Source organism: Hoylesella loescheii DSM 19665 = JCM 12249 = ATCC 15930 (genome assembly GCF_000378085.1).
Taxonomy (GTDB): Bacteria; Bacteroidota; Bacteroidia; order Bacteroidales; family Bacteroidaceae; genus Prevotella; species Prevotella loescheii.
Window position 1 is genome coordinate 63,924 of record NZ_KB899210.1, and the last position, 18,402, is coordinate 82,325.

14 protein-coding genes are annotated in these 18,402 nt (G+C 46.3%); 10 read left to right on the forward strand and 4 right to left on the reverse strand.

All coding sequences use genetic code 11. The features are described 5' to 3' along the window. Positions 1–436 precede the first annotated feature (436 nt). Both rpmA and rplU read right to left on the reverse strand, forming a co-directional pair. Positions 437–700, reverse strand: a complete 264-nt coding sequence (gene rpmA, locus F453_RS0100235; protein ID WP_009235217.1) for a 50S ribosomal protein L27 — start codon at positions 698–700, stop codon at positions 437–439. Positions 701–718: 18 nt separating this feature from the next. Continuing rightward, entirely contained in the window at positions 719–1,036 is a 318-nt protein-coding gene (rplU, locus tag F453_RS0100240; RefSeq protein ID WP_009229380.1) for a 50S ribosomal protein L21, read from the reverse strand. A 573-nt stretch (positions 1,037–1,609) separates the two neighbouring features. Between rplU and F453_RS0100245 the strand changes: the two genes are divergently transcribed. From F453_RS0100245 to F453_RS15930, 8 genes are all read left to right on the forward strand, one after another. Beyond that, positions 1,610–5,164, forward strand: a complete 3,555-nt coding sequence (locus F453_RS0100245) for an ATP-binding protein (protein WP_018966192.1) — start codon at positions 1,610–1,612, stop codon at positions 5,162–5,164. A 29-nt stretch (positions 5,165–5,193) separates the two neighbouring features. Then, complete coding sequence (locus F453_RS0100250; protein WP_018966193.1) at positions 5,194–5,919, forward strand: DUF5932 domain-containing protein; 726 nt, start codon at positions 5,194–5,196, stop codon at positions 5,917–5,919. Further along, positions 5,912–6,550, forward strand: coding sequence for a hypothetical protein (locus tag F453_RS0100255; protein ID WP_018966194.1), 639 nt, complete (start codon positions 5,912–5,914; stop codon positions 6,548–6,550). The genes F453_RS0100250 and F453_RS0100255 overlap by 8 nt, the downstream gene beginning before the upstream one ends. A 383-nt stretch (positions 6,551–6,933) precedes the next feature. Beyond that, positions 6,934–9,549, forward strand: coding sequence for a DNA gyrase subunit A (gene gyrA, locus F453_RS0100260; protein WP_018966195.1), 2,616 nt, complete (start codon positions 6,934–6,936; stop codon positions 9,547–9,549). Between the two features lie 204 nt (positions 9,550–9,753). Further along, complete coding sequence (locus F453_RS0100265) at positions 9,754–10,980, forward strand: tetratricopeptide repeat protein (protein WP_009235223.1); 1,227 nt, start codon at positions 9,754–9,756, stop codon at positions 10,978–10,980. Between the two features lie 358 nt (positions 10,981–11,338). Further along, the gene (locus tag F453_RS0100270) at positions 11,339–12,544 is read left to right on the forward strand and encodes a tetratricopeptide repeat protein (RefSeq protein WP_018966197.1); all 1,206 of its coding nucleotides are present in this window, start codon (positions 11,339–11,341) and stop codon (positions 12,542–12,544) included. A gap of 405 nt (positions 12,545–12,949) precedes the next feature. Then, positions 12,950–14,275, forward strand: coding sequence for a DEAD/DEAH box helicase (locus F453_RS0100275; protein ID WP_018966198.1), 1,326 nt, complete (start codon positions 12,950–12,952; stop codon positions 14,273–14,275). 319 nt (positions 14,276–14,594) lie between these two features. Next, positions 14,595–14,813 (forward strand): hypothetical protein, encoded by a 219-nt coding sequence (locus F453_RS15930; RefSeq protein ID WP_018966199.1) that lies wholly within the window; start codon positions 14,595–14,597, stop codon positions 14,811–14,813. A 445-nt stretch (positions 14,814–15,258) separates the two neighbouring features. Here F453_RS15930 and F453_RS0100285 read toward each other — a convergent pair whose 3' ends face one another. Together F453_RS0100285 and F453_RS0100290 are read right to left on the reverse strand one after the other, a co-directional pair. Then, positions 15,259–15,618, reverse strand: coding sequence for a rhodanese-like domain-containing protein (locus tag F453_RS0100285; protein WP_374188173.1), 360 nt, complete (start codon positions 15,616–15,618; stop codon positions 15,259–15,261). A 274-nt stretch (positions 15,619–15,892) separates the two neighbouring features. Continuing rightward, positions 15,893–16,441, reverse strand: a complete 549-nt coding sequence (locus F453_RS0100290) for a peroxiredoxin family protein (protein ID WP_018966201.1) — start codon at positions 16,439–16,441, stop codon at positions 15,893–15,895. A 339-nt stretch (positions 16,442–16,780) separates the two neighbouring features. Between F453_RS0100290 and F453_RS0100295 the strand changes: the two genes are divergently transcribed. Beyond that, the gene (locus tag F453_RS0100295; RefSeq protein WP_018966202.1) at positions 16,781–17,458 is read left to right on the forward strand and encodes a YiaD family glycine zipper/OmpA-like lipoprotein; all 678 of its coding nucleotides are present in this window, start codon (positions 16,781–16,783) and stop codon (positions 17,456–17,458) included. 172 nt (positions 17,459–17,630) lie between these two features. Beyond that, complete coding sequence (mtgA, locus tag F453_RS0100300; protein WP_018966203.1) at positions 17,631–18,389, forward strand: monofunctional biosynthetic peptidoglycan transglycosylase; 759 nt, start codon at positions 17,631–17,633, stop codon at positions 18,387–18,389. Positions 18,390–18,402: the final 13 nt, after the last annotated feature.

An 18,402-nucleotide genomic window follows, 5' to 3' on the forward strand; every position in this document is an offset into this window, starting at 1 on the left:
TTCTTTCGCGCGCGCGTATATTAATAATGAGTAGCTCTGTTTGGAGGAATCTGCAAAAGCTTTTTAGAGGCATGTTTCGTCTGTGTCGAATATTGCTTAACGGTAAAACGGCAGCAAGTTAAAAAGCGCTTACCATTAACTTTTTAACCGTCTGGCTTGTTCCATCTAACATGGAACAGTGCTCCTTCTAACATGGAACAATGTTCCATTTAATCTGGAATAACGTTCCACCTAACATGTAACAGCAGTCCCAACAACATGTAGCATGGCGGGAATTAAAAAAGCGTTCTTTAATGGATCGTTTATGGGCTTATGGGAAACATGTAGCTCGTTGGTAATTATCGTATTTTACCATCCCTTATAACGCAGAAATCCCAACCATAAAGTTATGGTTGGGATTCTGTTGTTTGTTTGGAATAAGTGTAATTGTTCTTATTTATGCCTCAGCTTCCGGTATTACAGAAACGTAGCTTTTATCTTTGCGACTCTTGCGGAAGTTCACAACACCGTCAACAAGCGCGAAGAGCGTATCGTCTTTACCGATGCCCACGTTCTTGCCAGGATTGTGTTTCGTGCCACGCTGACGAACGATGATGTTACCAGCAGTAACCTTCTGTCCGCCATAAATCTTAACGCCAAGTCTTTGTGAAGCTGATTCGCGTCCGTTCTTAGAACTACCAACACCTTTTTTATGTGCCATTCTTAATTCCTCCTGCGTTTAAGCGATTACTTGTTTAACTTCTACTTGCGTGAACTGAGCGCGGTGACCATTCTTCTTGCGATAGTCTTTGCGACGTTTCATCTTGAAAACGATGACCTTGTCACCCTTTACAAGTGGGTTCACAACTTCTACTACTACTTTCGCACCTTCAACGGTGGGTGCGCCAACGGTTACTGCTCCTTCTTTGTCTACAAGCAGAACCTTGTCAAACTCAACAGTTTTGCCGGCTTCCACATCTTTAATGTGGTGAACATAGAGCTTCATACCCTGTTCAACCTTAAACTGCTGACCGTTAATTTCTACAATTGCGTACATTATAATGTTTGTAAAACGGTTTTCCGCGAGGCGTTCAGACTCGTTCCGACACTTTTTTAAGCCTCCACGGACTAAAACAGGTGCAAAGTTACGAAATATATTCGGGTGTTTCATTTTATTGGGATACGGCAATAATAACTTTAACACTTATTAAGTATTAAAAGGGCGTTGGAGTTAAATGGAGTGGTGACGTTGAGACATGAGGCTTATTCAATAGAATCCACGCTATTGTGCTTTTCCATTTAATTCGTTCGTTTTTAATTGCCTTAAACCAGAGGTTTGAGAGGGTAGGGGTATAAGTTCGTGAGAGAGTAGGTTTGATAAGTTCATTGGCTTGTGCGTTCATGCGTGTTCATAAGGGTGTAAGTTTTAAGCTCGGATGTTCGGCCATAGTCCCTATAAACTTAGTTGTTCACAGGCTTAGAACCTCAACTATTTTAGGCGAACGTTGCGTTTTCCGAAATTTATTCTATATATTTGCATGCGTAACCAGTAAATACATAGGCTATCAATTCGCTTTTCCAACATCGACGCATCGCGTTTCTCATCAGGCTTACTTTCGTTGGCCTTTGGGTGTTGGGCCTCTTTGCTTGCAGTGATAAGAACGCTGACGAGGCAGACAGGCTCAACGGTAAAGCGTACGCCTTTCACTATCGCAGCCTCGATTCTACTGCCGTGTATGCCCAACGCGCATTGGATGTGTCGGAAGATTATGCCGACGGACGGGCTGAAGCGTTGAACAACTTGGCTTTTGTGCACATTTCTAAGATGGAATTTGAAAAGGCTTCGAAGCTACTTAACGATGTGCAGAATATCACCGACAACCAAGTGGAACTGCTCGTGGCTGATGTGCAGATGATGAGACTTTGCCAAAGACAGTCGCGTAACAAGGATTTCTACAACTATCGTGAAAGTGCCTTACGCCGACTAAAGCGTATAAAGGAAGAAGCCCATAACCTTTCGCCACGTCTGCGCAAACGAATGATATACGCCGAAACCGAACTTTATATCGTGGCTTCGGTGTATTTCTACTACATTGGCTTACCCGAAAGAGCGGTAATAGAACAAGAAAACATCGAACCTAACGGCGATATACAGCAAGATACGGCACAATGGTTGAGCTATATGTATAATGTGGGTGCGGGTGGACTAATCTCTGCGCCTACCAAAGAGGCCATCTGCCAGCAGGAATTTGAATTTTTGTTCCGCTGTTATGGGCTGGCCATGCAAAGCAATTACTCTTATTGGGAGGCCAACTCGCTGCAAGCCATAAGCGAACACTTGATAGACAAACGCCAAAGACGACAATTGGTGCGTGACAACACAACGGCCATCACCATACTTAACACCGACGAGATGCCCGACAGCTTGCTGGCTGGCAACTTGGCGCAAAGGGCATTAGTGATTTTCTCTAGCTATGGCGATGTTTACCAAACTGCAGGTGCTTATCGTACGCTCGCCTCTTGCTACTGGGCACTTAGAGATTACAAGTCGGCCCTTTTCTGTTTGCAAAACGCCTTACACCGTAACCCTGTCATCAAGAAGGCTCCCGACCTGGTATCGTCTATCTGCGAACAACTCAGTTTGGTGTATTCGGCCATGAACGTGAAAAGCCAAAGCGACGTGAACCGCAACGTCTACCTCGACATACAACGCCAAACCCGACAAGACAAGCAGCAAGAGGCACGTGCCGAACAGCTGGAAAATTCGTCGAAACAGCTAAACATGATGCTAGTGTATGTGGGCGTGGCCATCTTGGTGGTGATACTCTTGCTATACCTCTTTAATTCTATGCGCGCGAGGCAGGCTGCAAAATATTCGCCCGAAAAGATGCTCGAACCCCTTCGGCAATGGGAGAAGACGAACGCAAGGCACGTGGAAGAACAGAACGATCGATATGAAGAATTGCATGAGGAGCAGGAAATTGGTAAGCGGCATGTGGTGCTGAACAAGAAAAAAAATATCGAACAGCGCGCCAAGGTGTCGTTGGTAAACTCGGTTGCGCCCTTTATCGACAGGATGCGCCACGAAATTCACCGCCTAAACGCAGTGGAAGAACCCGAAGAAATTAGGCAAGAGCGACTGGACTATGTAAAGGAACTTACCGATAAGATAAAAGAATACAACGCCATTCTTACCCAATGGATACAGATGAGACAAGGAGAGCTGAGCCTGCACGTTGAAAGCGTGGCTCTGCAACCCCTCTTCGACATCGTTGGGAAAAGTAGAATGGGATTTGAACGCAAAGGGGTGAGTCTTGTGGTGAAACCTACCACCGAGGTGGTGAAGGCCGACCGCACGCTAACGCTCTTTATGATTAACACGCTGATAGATAATGCGCGTAAGTTTACAGAAGCGAACGATAGCGTTACACTTAGTGCACGAGTGGTTGAAGAAGGCTATGTGGATATTGTTATTGCAGATACTGGCGTGGGAATGACCGAGGAAGAGCGGGCACACTTGTTCGAACGCAAGGTTATCAATTCTTCTTCGGTAGACGTGCAAACATCGCATGGCTTCGGGTTGCTCAACTGCAAGGGTATCATCGACAAGTATAAGAAGGTAAGTAAGATATTTAACGGCTGCTCTATCTCGGTAGAAAGTGAGAAGGGTAGGGGCAGCGTGTTTAGCTTTAGACTGCCAAGGGTGGTTCGCGCATTGCTCGCAGTGGTGGCGATGGGGGCATGTTTGGAGGCGCAAGCCACGGCTACAACCGACAGCGGACACGGCAATCGCAGCAAAATTCTCGACCGTATATCGGGCAACACCCTTGAAGGTAAGCTGCTTAAACGTGCCAATGCATACGCCGACAGTGCTTATTTCGCCAATGTTAATGGTCGCTACGCCAAGGCCTTGCAGTATGCGGATAGCTGTATAGGCAAACTTAACGCCGTATATAGCCAGAGAAACCCACAAGGAAAAGACCTTATGGTGCTTTACTCGCAATCGGTGGATAAGCCAGCAGAAATACAGTGGTTTAACGATGGACTGAAAACCAACTTCAGTATCATACTCGACATACGTAACGAGAGTGCCATTGCCGCGTTGGCTTTGCACCAGTGGGAACTGTATCGCTATAACAACGAGGTGTATACAAGGCTCTTTAAGGCGCGCTCGGCGGATAATACGCTCGATGCTTACGTGGTGGGCATGCAGCAGTCGAAGGCCAATAAAACCATTAGTATCGTTGTGCTCATCTTGCTCTTGTTGCTTATCATTCCCGCTTATTACGTGCTATTCTATCGCCATTATGTAGCCTACCGCATCTATGTGGAAAGGGTTGAAGATATAAATAAGGTGTTGATGAACACCGATGAAGCGCAAGCCAAGCTCGATGCCATAGCGCGCATCATCAAGTCGATAGATAGACATGGTGGCGAAACGGTGCAATTCAATTCGCTTAACGAAGTGGTGAGCCAGATAAGCGAGGTGTTACAGAAGAGCGTAGCGATGGAAAAGGCCCGAGAAGAGAATATTGAGATGGCCGAAGACGAACTTCATCGCGTGGAAATAGAGAACGACAAGCTGCACGTTAACAACAGCGTGTTGGACAACTGCCTTAGTGCGCTGAAGCACGAAACGATGTATTACCCCTCGCGCATTAGGCAACTGATTGAGAATGGCGGTGAAGACCTGCACGATATGAACGAGTTGGTGGACTATTATAAGGAACTTTACATGCTATTGAGCGCCCAAGCGATGCGTCTTGTCGAAGACTTGCGCTACCAATGCAGGCCTGTGCCGCTGGAAAAGCTACTCGGTGCCTTACCCCACATCAACAAAGCGGAAGGCGAAGGGTGGTATATACTTGGCGACGAAGACCTCTTGACCTACCTGTTTGATATCCTCGCCCGACTCTTCGAAGGGCGTCCGGTTGTACTTACGGCCAAAGACAAGGGGGCACGATACGTGGTAATCGACCTCGAATTGCCTAATATCGTGTACACCGATGAGCAGTGTAGGGATCTGTTTACACCCACAACGCCCAACTTGCAGTTCTATCTGTGTAGGCAAATCGTGCGCGATACGGGCGAGTTTGCCAACGCCAGGGGGTGCGGCGTGTTTGCATTTAATATCGAAAACAAAACACATATCGAGATAACCCTGCCTAAAACAATGCAGGCATAAACACTAGACACTAAACAACCACAAAAGATATGGACAAATTTAAAGTGATAATCGTTGAGGACGTGCCCTTAGAACTGAAGGGAACTGAAGGCATATTTAGGAACGAGATACCCGAGGCTACCATCATCGGGACGGCCGATAATGAGCCAACGTATTGGAAACTGCTGAAACAGGAGTTGCCTGATTTGGTGCTGTTAGACCTTGGTTTGGGTGGTTCCACTACCATTGGCGTAGAAATTTGCAGACATACCAAGGAGCAGTTTCCCAAAGTGAAGGTACTTATATTCACAGGCGAAATACTCAATGAGAAGCTGTGGCTCGACGTTCTTGATGCAGGCTGCGATGGGATTATACTCAAAAGCGGCGAATTGCTTACACGGGGCGATGTGGCCAGTGTGATGAATGGCAAGCGATTGGTATTTAATCAGCCCATCCTCGAAAAAATCGTGGAGAAGTTTAAACGTGTGGTGAGTAACCAGATATTTAGGCAAGAAGCTTTCATCACTTACGAGATAGACGAGTATGACGAGCGTTTCTTGCGTCATTTGGCGCTAGGCTATACCAAGGAGCAAATAACCAACTTGCGGGGAATGCCCTTTGGCGTGAAGAGTTTGGAGAAAAGGCAGAACGAATTGGTAAATAAGCTATTCCCTAACGGTAACGGTGGGATGGGCGTAAATGCTACACGGCTCGTAGTAAGGGCCATCGAGCTGCACATTCTCGACATAGACAACCTTGTTCCAGACAATGACTAAACACAAGTCTGTTTATCATCGGCGAACAGGAAAGTACATTGCACGCCTCGCTTTGGTGTTAGGCGTTTTCCAGTTGATTGCCGTGTTGGGTTCATGGATATTCAAAGCCGTGAGCCCCGAGTTGCCTATACGTTCGCTTTTGAGTGCCGAAGGCATCAGGTGGATGGTGGGAAGCATCGGCGACAATCTTGCAGGGCGTGGCTTAGTGTGGCTTCTTTTGGGTAGTATGGCCTTTGGCTCGGTGAAGTTTTGTGGTATTCTCGATGTGCCGCGCAAATCGAAAGCCATGTCTTTTTGGGATCGTTTCGGGGTGATGGTTGCCTTGGCTGAGCTTCTGGTGATTGTGGTGTTGACCCTTTTGCTCACCGTTTTGCCCCACGCCGTTTTGCTTGGGGTGACGGGCAACCTATATCCCAGCAGCTTTTCAAAAAGCTTTTTCTTCATCGTTTGTCTGTCGGTGTGCTTTATCAGTGTGTCGTTCGGGGTGGTTAGTTCGCGTTTGCGTTCGCTCGAAGAAGTGTGCGATTGTCTTGTTGCAGGTATTTCCTACACGCTTCCGCTATGGCTTATCTATGTCTTGGCCATCGAACTTTATGCCTCTTTGCAGTTCATTTTCGTGCTATCGTATTGATATCGTAGAGCACGAAAAGCCGCATCAAACATAGCAAAGCGCTTAATCAAGTATGGATAAATGCCTCATCAGGCATGGTTAAATGTCTCTTCAAGCATGGCAAAGTGTGTAAACTGCATGCCGAAGTGTATAAGCAGCATGGAACAAACCCTCACAGCGCACCTCAAACGCCACTATTTGTCAGGCATTAAACGGCCTTTTTGCCCATCTTATTCCTTTAATAGAACAATGTTGGAGCGTTTTTTGGCGTATTTTAGCTGTTTTTGTTTTACCGAATGAGAAAAATATTGTAACTTAGCACCTTGTAAAACGTGGAGAAAAAGGCCTTAAATCGAAAGGAAATGGCCTTAGAACGAATATTCAATAAAATCACAATAGATTAGATGGACGAAAATCAAACAATCGATCAAGACAGGATAATCAAGATCAATATCGAAGAAGAGATGAAGTCTTCGTACATTGATTATAGTATGTCGGTTATTGTTGCGCGCGCACTTCCTGATGTGCGCGACGGCTTTAAGCCTGTTCACAGGCGCATTTTGTATGGAATGCTAGGGCTGGGAAATACCAGCGACAAGCCATATAAGAAATGTGCGCGCGTGGTGGGTGATGTTTTGGGTAAGTATCACCCACATGGCGACTCCTCGGTTTACGGGGCTTTGGTGCGCTTGGCACAAGATTGGAACATGCGTTACACCTTGGTAGACGGTCAAGGAAACTTCGGAAGCGTTGATGGAGACTCGGCTGCGGCCATGCGTTACACAGAGTGTAGGCTCTCGAAGTTGGGCGAACGTATCATGGACGACCTTGATAAGGACACCGTTGATATGGACGAGAACTTCGATGCCACGCTGCAAGAGCCTCAGGTGATGCCTACCAAGATACCAAACCTACTCGTTAACGGTGGAAACGGTATCGCTGTGGGTATGGCCACTAACATGCCGACCCACAATTTGGCAGAAGTGCTTGATGGTTGTTGTGCTTATATCGACAATCCTGATATCGATACAGAGGGCCTGATGCAATATATTAAGGCACCCGACTTCCCCACAGGGGCTTATATCTATGGCTTACAGGGCGTGAAAGACGCCTACGAAACAGGTCGTGGACGTATCGTGTTGCGTGCAAAGGCCGAAATAGAGAGCGACGAAAGTCACGATAAGATTGTGATTAGCGAAATACCATACGGCGTAAACAAGGCGCAGCTTATCGAAAATATTGCCGACTTGGTGAAAGAAGGTCGCTTGGAGGGTATATCCAATGCTAACGACGAGTCGGGAAGACAAGGTATGCGTATCGTGGTAGACGTAAAACGCGACGCTAACGCCAACGTTGTGCTCAACAAGTTGTTTAAGATGACGCAGTTGCAAAGCTCGTTCTCGGTGAACAACATTGCACTGGTGAAGGGTCGTCCACGTTTGCTCACGCTCAAAGAGTGTGTGAAATACTTCGTGGAGCATCGTCACGACGTTACCATTCGCCGTACCAAGTACGACTTGAAGAAAGCGCAAGAACGTGCGCACATATTAGAAGGACTCATCATTGCCTGCGACAACATCGACGAAGTGGTGCAAATCATTCGCAAGAGCGAAACGCCATCTGAGGCACAGCGCAATTTGGAGAAACGTTTCGAACTCGATGAGCTGCAAAGTAAAGCCATTGTAGACATGCGCTTGTCGCAACTCACGGGCTTGCGTATCGAACAACTGCACGCAGAATATAAAGAACTGGAAGAGCTTATTGCTCGATTGCAACTTATTTTGGATGATCCCGAAGAGTGTAAGCGCGTGATGAAGCTCGAATTAGAGGAAGTTAAGGAGAAGTTTGGTGACGTAAGACGCACTGAGATCATCCCCGACGAACACGAGTTTAATGCCGAAGACTTCTATCCTAACGATCCTGTGGTTATCACCGTTAGCCACCTGGGCTACATCAAGCGTACTCCGCTGTCCGAGTTTCATGAGCAAGCGCGTGGCGGAGTGGGTAGTAAAGGGGCCAACACGCGAGATAAAGACTTTACGGAGTACATCTATCCGGCCACGATGCACCAAACGATGCTCTTCTTTACGAAGAAAGGTCGCTGCTATTGGTTGAAGTGCTACGAAATTCCTGAAGGTGATAAGACATCCAAGGGACGTGCTATACAAAACCTCTTGAACATTGATGCCGACGATTCGGTGAATGCTTTCCTTCGCGTTAAGGGACTCAACGATGTAGATTTCATTAAGAGCCACTACATCGTGTTTGCTACGAAGAACGGTACAGTGAAGAAAACGAGTCTTGAAGCTTACTCGCGCCCACGTACCAACGGTGTAAACGCCATCACCATTGCCGAGGGCGACGAGGTGGTAGATGTTCGTCTGACCAACGGAAAGAACCTGTTGATTATGGCAAACCGTAACGGACGTGCCGTGTACTTTGACGAAAACACCGTTAGAACCATGGGAAGAACCGCCACAGGTGTACGTGGTATGCGATTGGATGGTGGTGACGACGCCGTGGTTGGCATGATTGTGGTGAACGATCCCGAAACCGAAACGGTGATGGTAGTTAGCGAAACGGGCTACGGAAAACGTTCGTTCGTGGCCGATTATCGTAAAACCAACCGTGGCGGAAAGGGTGTAAAGACCCTCAACATCACCGATAAGACGGGTAAGTTGGTGGCAATTAAGAACGTTACCGACGACAACGACCTCATGATTATCAACAAGAGTGGTATCGCCATCAGGTTGGCCGTGGCCAATTTCCGTGTTATGGGACGTGCCACACAAGGTGTTCGACTCATCAACCTGAGCAAGAAAAACGACGTGATTGCCAGTGTTTGTAAGGTGAAGACATCCGATAAGGAAGCCGAACTGAATGAAAATGATGAGGAAAATCCCAATAACGGGGTGATGCCTACTGATGAACAAGGCGTGGCAAACGCCACCAACGAAACCCAAATTGAAGGCAACGAAGCCAACGATGGGGTAGAAGGGGAGGCTGATGCCACAGAATAAGGCTTTGATATGGCTGGTTGGTGTAGGTCTGTTTGTAGCTCTCATGCAGCAAACGCTGCACCAACGCGCCAAAAAGCTGGCCTACTGGTAGGTTTAGAACATGCCACAATACAACCAAGGCTGTGGCAAATGGGAATTTAAAACGCCCGTTTCGCCTCGCCAGAATAGAGATAGACTATCATTAAATCTTAAAAAGTTACAGTTATGAGAAAAATTATGATGTTCGCCTTGATGCTTGCAGCATCGCCTGTGGCGTTCGCCCAAGATGCCGTTAAAGAGGTGTTGAAGGCCAAAAACTATGCCGATGCGCAAGCGTTGGTAAAGGCCAACCTCTCTAGCATGAGCGATGCTGACAAGGCTAAGGCCTATAACAAGCTTGTTGATCTCTCGTTCGAGAAGATAAATAAGGAGCAGAGCGTTATCACCGCCAATCAAATGGCAGAGCAATTGAAGCAAGGAAAGGTAGAGGCTTACGATACGTTGGGCTTTTACAATGCACTTGCCAATGCGCTCACTAATGCTCTTGAGTGTGAGAAGTACGACCAAATGCCCAACGAAAAGGGAAAGGTTAAGCCCAAGTTCCATACTTCTAACCAAAACCGTTTGTACAACTTGCGCGTCTATCTGGTAAATGCCGGACAAGAGGCTGCACAGAAAAACAACAGTGCAGACGTGTTGAAGTACTGGGGATTGTACACCGCTACGGCCGACACGCCCCTCTTTGCCGACATGGCTAGCAAGCAACCCGACCAATATGTTGGTCAGGTAGCAGGCTTCGCTGCACGTTATGCCATCCAGGATAAGGACTATGCTGCTGCCGACAAGTATCTAGACGTTGCCTTGAAGCATTCTGGCGACAACAAGGAAGACTATAAGGATGCGCTAAGCTTGAAGTTCTATGTTGCTCAACAGCAGCTCAAAACCAAGGAAGACTCGGTAGCTTATGTTAACAAGCTGAAAGAGTATTATGCCAAAGATCGTTCTAACGACATGATTATGGGTACGTTGGCCAACATGTACACCAGCATGAACATGAAGGACGACATGAAGAAGCTCATCGACGAGCGTCTGGCTGCCGACCCCAACAGCTCTATGGCATGGACTTTGAAAGGTCAAGCCGAGATGAACGCCAACCAATGGGATGATGCCATCGCTTCGTTTAAGAAGGTGATTGGCGTAGATGCCAAGAATGTTATCGTGCTTACCTACCTCGGTTTCTGCATCAACTCGAAGGCTGCTGCCATAAACAACGATGTACCTGCACAAAAGGCACTTTATAAAGAGTCGATGGGCTACTTGGAGCAAGCCAAGGAATTAGACCCCAATCGTGAAAAAGCCAATTGGAGCTACCCCCTCTATCAGTGCTATTATGTTAACTATGGCGCTGCCGACCAACGCACAAAAGACCTCGAATCGTTACTTAACAAGTAATAAGAAATAGTATGAAAAAGCACAGAACCACGGCCTTGCGCCTTTGGTTCTGTGCTTTACTATGTCTATGTAGCCCGTGTCGTTTGCTTTGCGGTGTGGCAAATGTGATGTGGGTATGTTTCCAAAGGGAAAATAAAGGTTTTCGGATAACAAACCGCAGGCGACATTCTACGCGTCAGACACAAATGTATAGTGTCGCCTTGTAGTGAAGAAAGATAGTGAAAAGCGTATGCTTGGCAGCAAAAAGAAGCAATTGGGGGTATAAAAGAGTTATGACATTCCACCTCTTGCACCAGCCATTTCCACGCTTATACACCCGCCAGTCAATTCCGAACTGGCGTAAAATAAAATTATCGGCATGAACAGACTTTACTTTATATTGTTGTTATCGTTTTTCGCTTTGGCCAGTTCCGCTTCGTTAAAAAAGGACTTGGCACAGGTGAAAGCGTCCCTAAAAACAGGGAAAGAGTTAGACAAGGCCGAACGCATCATGAACGATGTGCTCGCCCAGCCCGACAATCGAAAAGACGTGAAGACATGGTTGCTGCTTTTCGATGTTATCAAAAAGAAATACGATCAGGGTAACGAAAGGCTTTATTTACAGCAGTCGGCCGACACCGTTACCATGTACGACCTTACCAAGAAGATGTGCTTAACGCTCAAAAGCATCGATTCGGTAGAGGTGATCAATGCCAATGGCGACGCAAGTAGACTAAAATATCGCAAGAAACACGCAGAAGCGTTGTTCACTTATAAGCCCAACCTCTTCTTTGGAGGTACTTATTTTATGAGCAAGAAGATGTACGACAAGGCCTACGACTTCTTTTCGCTCTACATCGATTGTGCCCAAATGCCTATCTTTACGGGCTACGACATCCTCAATTCCGATACCAAACTGCCGCGTGCAGCATTCTTCTCGGTGTTTTGCGGTTATAAGTTGCACGCGCCCGAATTGGCCTTGCGCTATCTTCCTTTGGCCGAAAAGGACAAGGAACGCCACGAATACCTCTTGCAATACCTTGCCGACGTGTATCTGTCGCAGAACAAGACCGATAAGTATATGGCCATATTGAAGGAGGGTTTTCAAGATTATCCCACGCAAACATACTTCTATACGCGCCTTATCGAGCACTATTCAAAAAATAATAACTGGGCTTCGGCCAATGAGTATATAGACCAGGCCTTGACAGCCATGCCCGAACATCTTTGGTTGCGTGTGGCAAAGAGCACTATTCTTTTAAATCTTGGTCGCTACGATGCCTGTATTGCCCTCTGCGATAGCATCATTGCCAGTCATAAAGACCTGCCCGAAGTGTATCTCAATGCAGGTTTGGCCTACTTTAATCGTGCTGTTGAAGCAGAGAAAACGGCCAAAACGTCGCGCGACTTGAGAAAGAAAGTGGCGACAAGTTACCGCAGTGCGCTGCCTTATATGGAGCAATACCGTCGCCTTGAACCCAAAGACGAATGTCGATGGCTATTGCCGCTTTATACCATTTACCTCAACCTGAACATGGGTAAAGAGTTTGAAGAAATGGATAAGCTGATGAAAGCAGCTAAATAGAGTGTGGTTAGTTTGTGAGTTTATAAGTTTTTGAGTTTATGAGTTGAGAGTTTTTGAGTTTATAAGTTGATAAGTTTTTGAGTTAAGAGCTGGTGAGTTTATTAGTTAATAAGTTGTTAGGCTGATTGATGGGACAACAATAAAACCAGGAACTTATAAACTCGAAAGCTCACAACTCATACACTTACGAACTCATAAGCCCAAAAACTCAACTTATCAACTCAAAAACTCAAAAGCTCACAACTCATAAACTTACGAACTCATAAGCCCAAAACTCAACTTATCAACTCAGAAACTCAAAGCTCATAAACTCACAACTCACGAACTTATAAACTCAAAACAAACCAACTGATCAACTCATAAACCCAAAAACTTACGAACTCATAAACTCAAAAACTCATAACGATGAACAAGATAGACTTGGCGAAAGCCTTCCGTAAGCTAGGCGTTGAAAGCCTTAACGATATGCAAAAGGCTACGGCCCAAGCCATGAAGGCAGGTAAGGGCGATGTGGTTGTGCTCTCGCCTACGGGCACAGGCAAGACGCTTGCTTACCTCTTACCCTTGGCCGAGATGATAAACCCCGACAACGACAATGTTCAGGCCGTGGTAATTGTGCCCGGTCGCGAACTGGCTTTGCAGTCGCAGCAGGTCTTGGCTGATGTTGGGGCAGTGCGTGGCATGGCTTGCTATGGAGGACGAACGGCAATGGAAGAGCATCGCGCTTTGAAGCAGCTTCGTCCGCAGGTGGTTTTCGCCACGCCTGGACGTCTGAACGACCACCTTGCAAAGGGCAATATCTCTGCCGCCGATGTGCGTTTGCTGGTTATCGACGAGTTCGACAAATGCCTCGACATGGGCTTCGAGAACGAAATGCGAACGGCTTTGGCCTCCCTTTCGTATGTGCAAAGGCGAGTGTTGCTATCGGCAACCAATTCGCCACGTATCCCCTTGTTTGTGGAGCATGCCAAGTTAGAGCGCATCGACTTTGTTGACGAGGCCGAAAAGGTGAAAGAACGCATAGCTGTTTACGAAGTGAAAAGCGACTCGAAAGATAAACTTGCCACCCTTCATCGCCTTTTGTTAGCGTTTAATGGCGAAAGCACCATCGTCTTTCTCAACCATCGCGAGAGCGTGGAGCGTACCAATGCCTTCTTGCTTGAACAGGGATTTGTTACCAGTCTTTTTCACGGTGGTCTAGAGCAAGATGCCCGCGAGGCTGCACTTTACCGCTTTGCCAATGGTAGTGCCAATGTGCTTGTATGCACCGATTTGGCTTCGCGTGGTCTGGATATTAATGATGTACGCCACATTGTGCATTATCATCTACCCGAAACAGCCGATGCCTACACCCATCGCATTGGGCGAACGGCCCGTTGGGACAAGCAGGGTAACGGCTATTTTATCCTTTCGGCCAACGAGCGAACACCCGAATACGTAGACAGCGAGGTACAACCTTTCGACCTTCCCACCACTTCGGGCAGTGCACAAATGCCGCGAATGGCCACCTTATATATAGGTAAAGGCAAGAAAGATAAGATTAGCAAAGGCGACATATTGGGCTTTCTCTGTAAGAAAGGCCACCTCAATAACGATGATATCGGCCGTATCGACGTAAAGGAACGTTATGCCTACGTGGCCGTTAGTCGCAATAAGGTAAAGCGTTTGCTTGCCGATGTAGCAGGTGAAAAGATTAAGGGGGTAAAGACGATTGTAGAAGAGGTGAAGTAGTCAGCTTCAATTGGCCTACGCCAGTCTCTTCATTGATATACACTCCTTAATATAATACGCGTACGCGTAAGTGTGAATATATTAAAAAACATCTTTTTGCTAAGCGGTAGTTGTGTTTATCGCCTTGTAGAGGTTTACGTGCGTTCGGGATGAAACACAATAGTTATGCCGACTGTCGCGTAGAGCTAGCAGGCGAGATAGCCATTTCTTTACCTGCCCTGTCTTGTTTAAAGGGCATAGTGTCTCATCCCGAACTCGCCAATTAGCTATTTCGTCGTTCGCATTTTCATAGTTCCGAAAATACGCTTGCTAAGCCCTGATGATGCAATATTTGATTAACCGCCGTGTAAAATATGTTTTGGACTCCTGTTCCATGTTATCCGGAATGCTGTTCCAGTTGAATTGGAATGCTGTTCCAACTTATCTGGAACAGGAGTCCATCTTAGCTGTAACAAGGCTGGAGCTTAAAAAGCTCACTACAAGAGCTTATCGGGTGGAGGATGAAAGATGGCGTTTGGAGGTGGAAAGGGCGAGTTGATGGTGGTGATAGGCTGTGGAATGAACAGCCTAGATAGTGCCAAACTAGCATCAAACGTTACGTGAATTCGGGATAAGGTACGATGCTTTTTTGAGCAGGATTAGATAAAAAACGAATGGTTTTCTCACCAATTAACGCCACGCGGTAGTTCACATAGCGATTGTGTTTTATCCTGAACTCGCGTAGAGGCTGGGTTTGGCTGCATCCCATTTTATCTATCGCAACCCATTATCAGTGCTTTGTTAATCAACTTTTTATGCATTCGGTCGGCACCAGATAATATATAACCCTGTTACACATAAGGTGTAACAGGGTTACATGTTATATAGAATAGGATTACGTCTAAGTGATAACACGCCCAAAGACGTTAAAGCACTTTTCAATCCCATTTTAAACGTCTGTCGTTATGTTATCAGTTGGGGATGAAAAGGCCATAAATGGCCACTTACCTAACCGTTTCTTTACGCTTGGCAATCCATGCCATGATGCCACCTTCTAGGTTTATCACCTGATAACCCTTTGCACTTAGCTGTTTGGCAGCTGTTGCGCTACGCCTTCCACTACGGCAATACACGGCCACGGGGCGTTCTTTTTGTAGCTTGCTTTCGGCATCGGCCAAGAAGTTAGGACTGAAAACGTCTACCTGAATAGCTCCTTTGATGTGACTCTCTGCAAACTCTTCGTGAGTGCGAACGTCTAATATTTGTGCAGAATCGTTTTTAATGGCTTGTTCGAAGCCGTCAACGTCTACGTTAGTGTATTGGCTTTGTGCGCACGCACCGAATATTGTACTCCAAATTGACATAAAAATAAATGTGATTTTTTTAATTCTTGATGTTTTAACCGATTGGTTCTGTTGATTCATTATTAATACCTTTTAAAATGTTTGGCCTTGATGTTTGTTTGCAGACGCATGCAGAGCGGGGGCGCTGGCTGTTGATGCTCGTCCCGTTTTAAGTTCTGCGTTATAGTGATTGCAAATGGTTTTAAGGCTTGTTTTGTTGTTTTTTCCAGTTCTCAAGTCAGCAAGTCGACATGTTGAGAAGGGTTTTTAACCCGCTTTTGTGCTGGTCTGTTGCTTACTGTAATAGTTCTTCCAGTTTTCTTTCAAGCTTCTTCGAGAGTACGGTTCCCATCACCACCTTTCCTTCGGGGTCGATAAGTACCATCGATGGAATCCACTTTACGCCATAAGCCTTTGATATATTGGCTTCGCGCATCTTTTTTAGCTCGCTCACGTGGGCATATTTCATACCATATTTATCGATGGCGGCTTTCCATAGGGCAGCGTCAATGTCGAACGATACACCCACAAATGCCACACCCTTATCCTTAAACCTGTTGTACATGGCAACGATGTTGGGTGCATCTTTGCGGCAGTCGGGACACCATGATGCCCAAAAGTCCAGCACCACATATTTGCCCTTAAACTGGCTAAGGCTCACTTTCTTGCCATCGGGTGAGGGCAGTTCGAAATCGGGAGCAACTGTTCCAGGCTTTAAAAGTTCTGTGGCGTATTGTTCATCGAGATCTACTTCGGTAGCTTGTTGTGCCTTTGCGTTGAGGCACCACAACGATAAAGCGACCAATAAGGCCGTAGCTGTTCTGCGTATATGCTTGATTTCCATATTTATAATGCTTTAGTTGTATGTTTCTTTTTCTGCAAAAGTAATCTTTTTCTTCCTTATTATGGCATTGTTAGGCTAAATATTTTTTAGTTTTTAAGTTTACGGGCGAGCAAGTTTCTGTATTTTTAAAATCTTGATGACAAACTTATTGAGTCTTACTTGTACGTTTCTATGGTTAGAATTGTAACGTGAAGGTATGTAGAACTTAGAATTTTACATATTTATAAACCCATAACCTAAAAGACTATTATTATAAAAAATGTTGCAAATTGCGCATCAAGACAATAAAAAGGCGTATCTTTGCACCAAGATTAACGTTTAAAACATAGTTAGAGATTTATGAAGAAGATGAAATTAATGACACTATTGATGTGTCTCGCATTAGTGTTCGGTTGCAAAACCAAGCAAGGAACTGGTGCCCTTATCGGTACTGGTGGCGGAGCACTCTTGGGTGCTGTAATAGGTAAGGTTGCAGGTAACACCGTTGTTGGGTCTGTTGTAGGTGCCACTGTTGGTGCTGCTGCTGGCTCGATGATTGGTAAACACATGGATAAGGTGGCTAAACGTACCGCCGAACAAGTGAAGAGCGCTAAGGTGGAAGAAGTAACCGATGCCAACGGACTGAAAGCCGTTAAGGTAACTTTCGATTCGGGTATTCTTTTTGCCACCAATAAGGCCGTGCTCAGTCAATCGTCGAAGAACGAGTTGGCTAAGTTCTCGCAAGTGCTTAAAGAGAATAGGGACTGTCATGTGGACATCTATGGCCACACCGACAATACGGGTAACGATGGCATTAACATCCCCTTGAGCAATAGTCGTGCACAGAGCGTTGTTAACTATCTTAGCAATTGCGGTGTACCCCGTGCCCAATTTCAGAAGGTTGAAGGCAAGGGAAGCTCTGAACCAGTTGCTAGCAATGCATCGGCTAGCGGCAGACAGCAAAACCGCCGCGTAGAAGTTTACCTCTATGCAAGCAAGGCTATGGTAGACGCTGCTAACAACGGAACGTTGAAGTAAGGCGTGTGCCAAAGGCATAATCTGCCCAAAGGCACGAAAGAGAAGCTGCATTGGCCAACAATATAGTGGGCGATGATATCTTTTCTTTCGTGCCTTTCGGCGTTAAAGTGGGGAAGATAACCCATGCAATGCCGAGTTTAACTAGGCGGATAGCTTGCGGAATGCGCATTAAATGCGTATTATAACAACGTTTATGAAGAAGAAAGTATTTAAGATATTGCGGTGGACGGCCGCTTTGTTTTTTAGTTCTACCATCCTCTCGGTGGTGGTATTGCGGTTCGTACCCGTGTTTTTTACCCCCCTGATGTTCATCCGCTGTGGCGAACAGCTGTTCGATGGCAAAAGCCTTACCATGCACCACCACTGGGTTTCGTTAGATAAGATTTCACCACACTTGCCTGTGGCGGTGATGGGAAGCGAAGATCAACGGTTCTTATTGCACCACGGGTTCGACTTTGCAGCCATTCAGAAGGCGGCTAAACGAAATATGGAGGGTGGAAAAAAGCTTGGTGCCAGCACAATAAGCCAACAAACGGCTAAGAATGTGTTTCTCTGGCCTGGACGTTCGTGGATAAGAAAGGGCTTCGAAATGTATTTCACGGCACTTATCGAGCTGATGTGGAGCAAACAACGTATCATGGAGGTGTATCTTAACTCTATAGAAATGGGTGATGGTATTTATGGAGCTGATGCGGTGGCAGAATACAATTTCGGCACTAACGCCCTCAACCTTAGTCGCGCCCAGTGTGCCCTTATTGCCGCAACACTGCCCAATCCGAGAAAGTTTAGCTCGAAATATCCCTCGGCTTACATGCGCAAGAGGCAACAGCAAATCATGAAGAACATGCGCTTTATGCCTTCGTTCCCTAAGGAAGGCGAAGACTATAACCCCAATACGGCCAGTGGTGGCGTGTATAGAAGGAAAAAATAGGTGGGTAAGACAC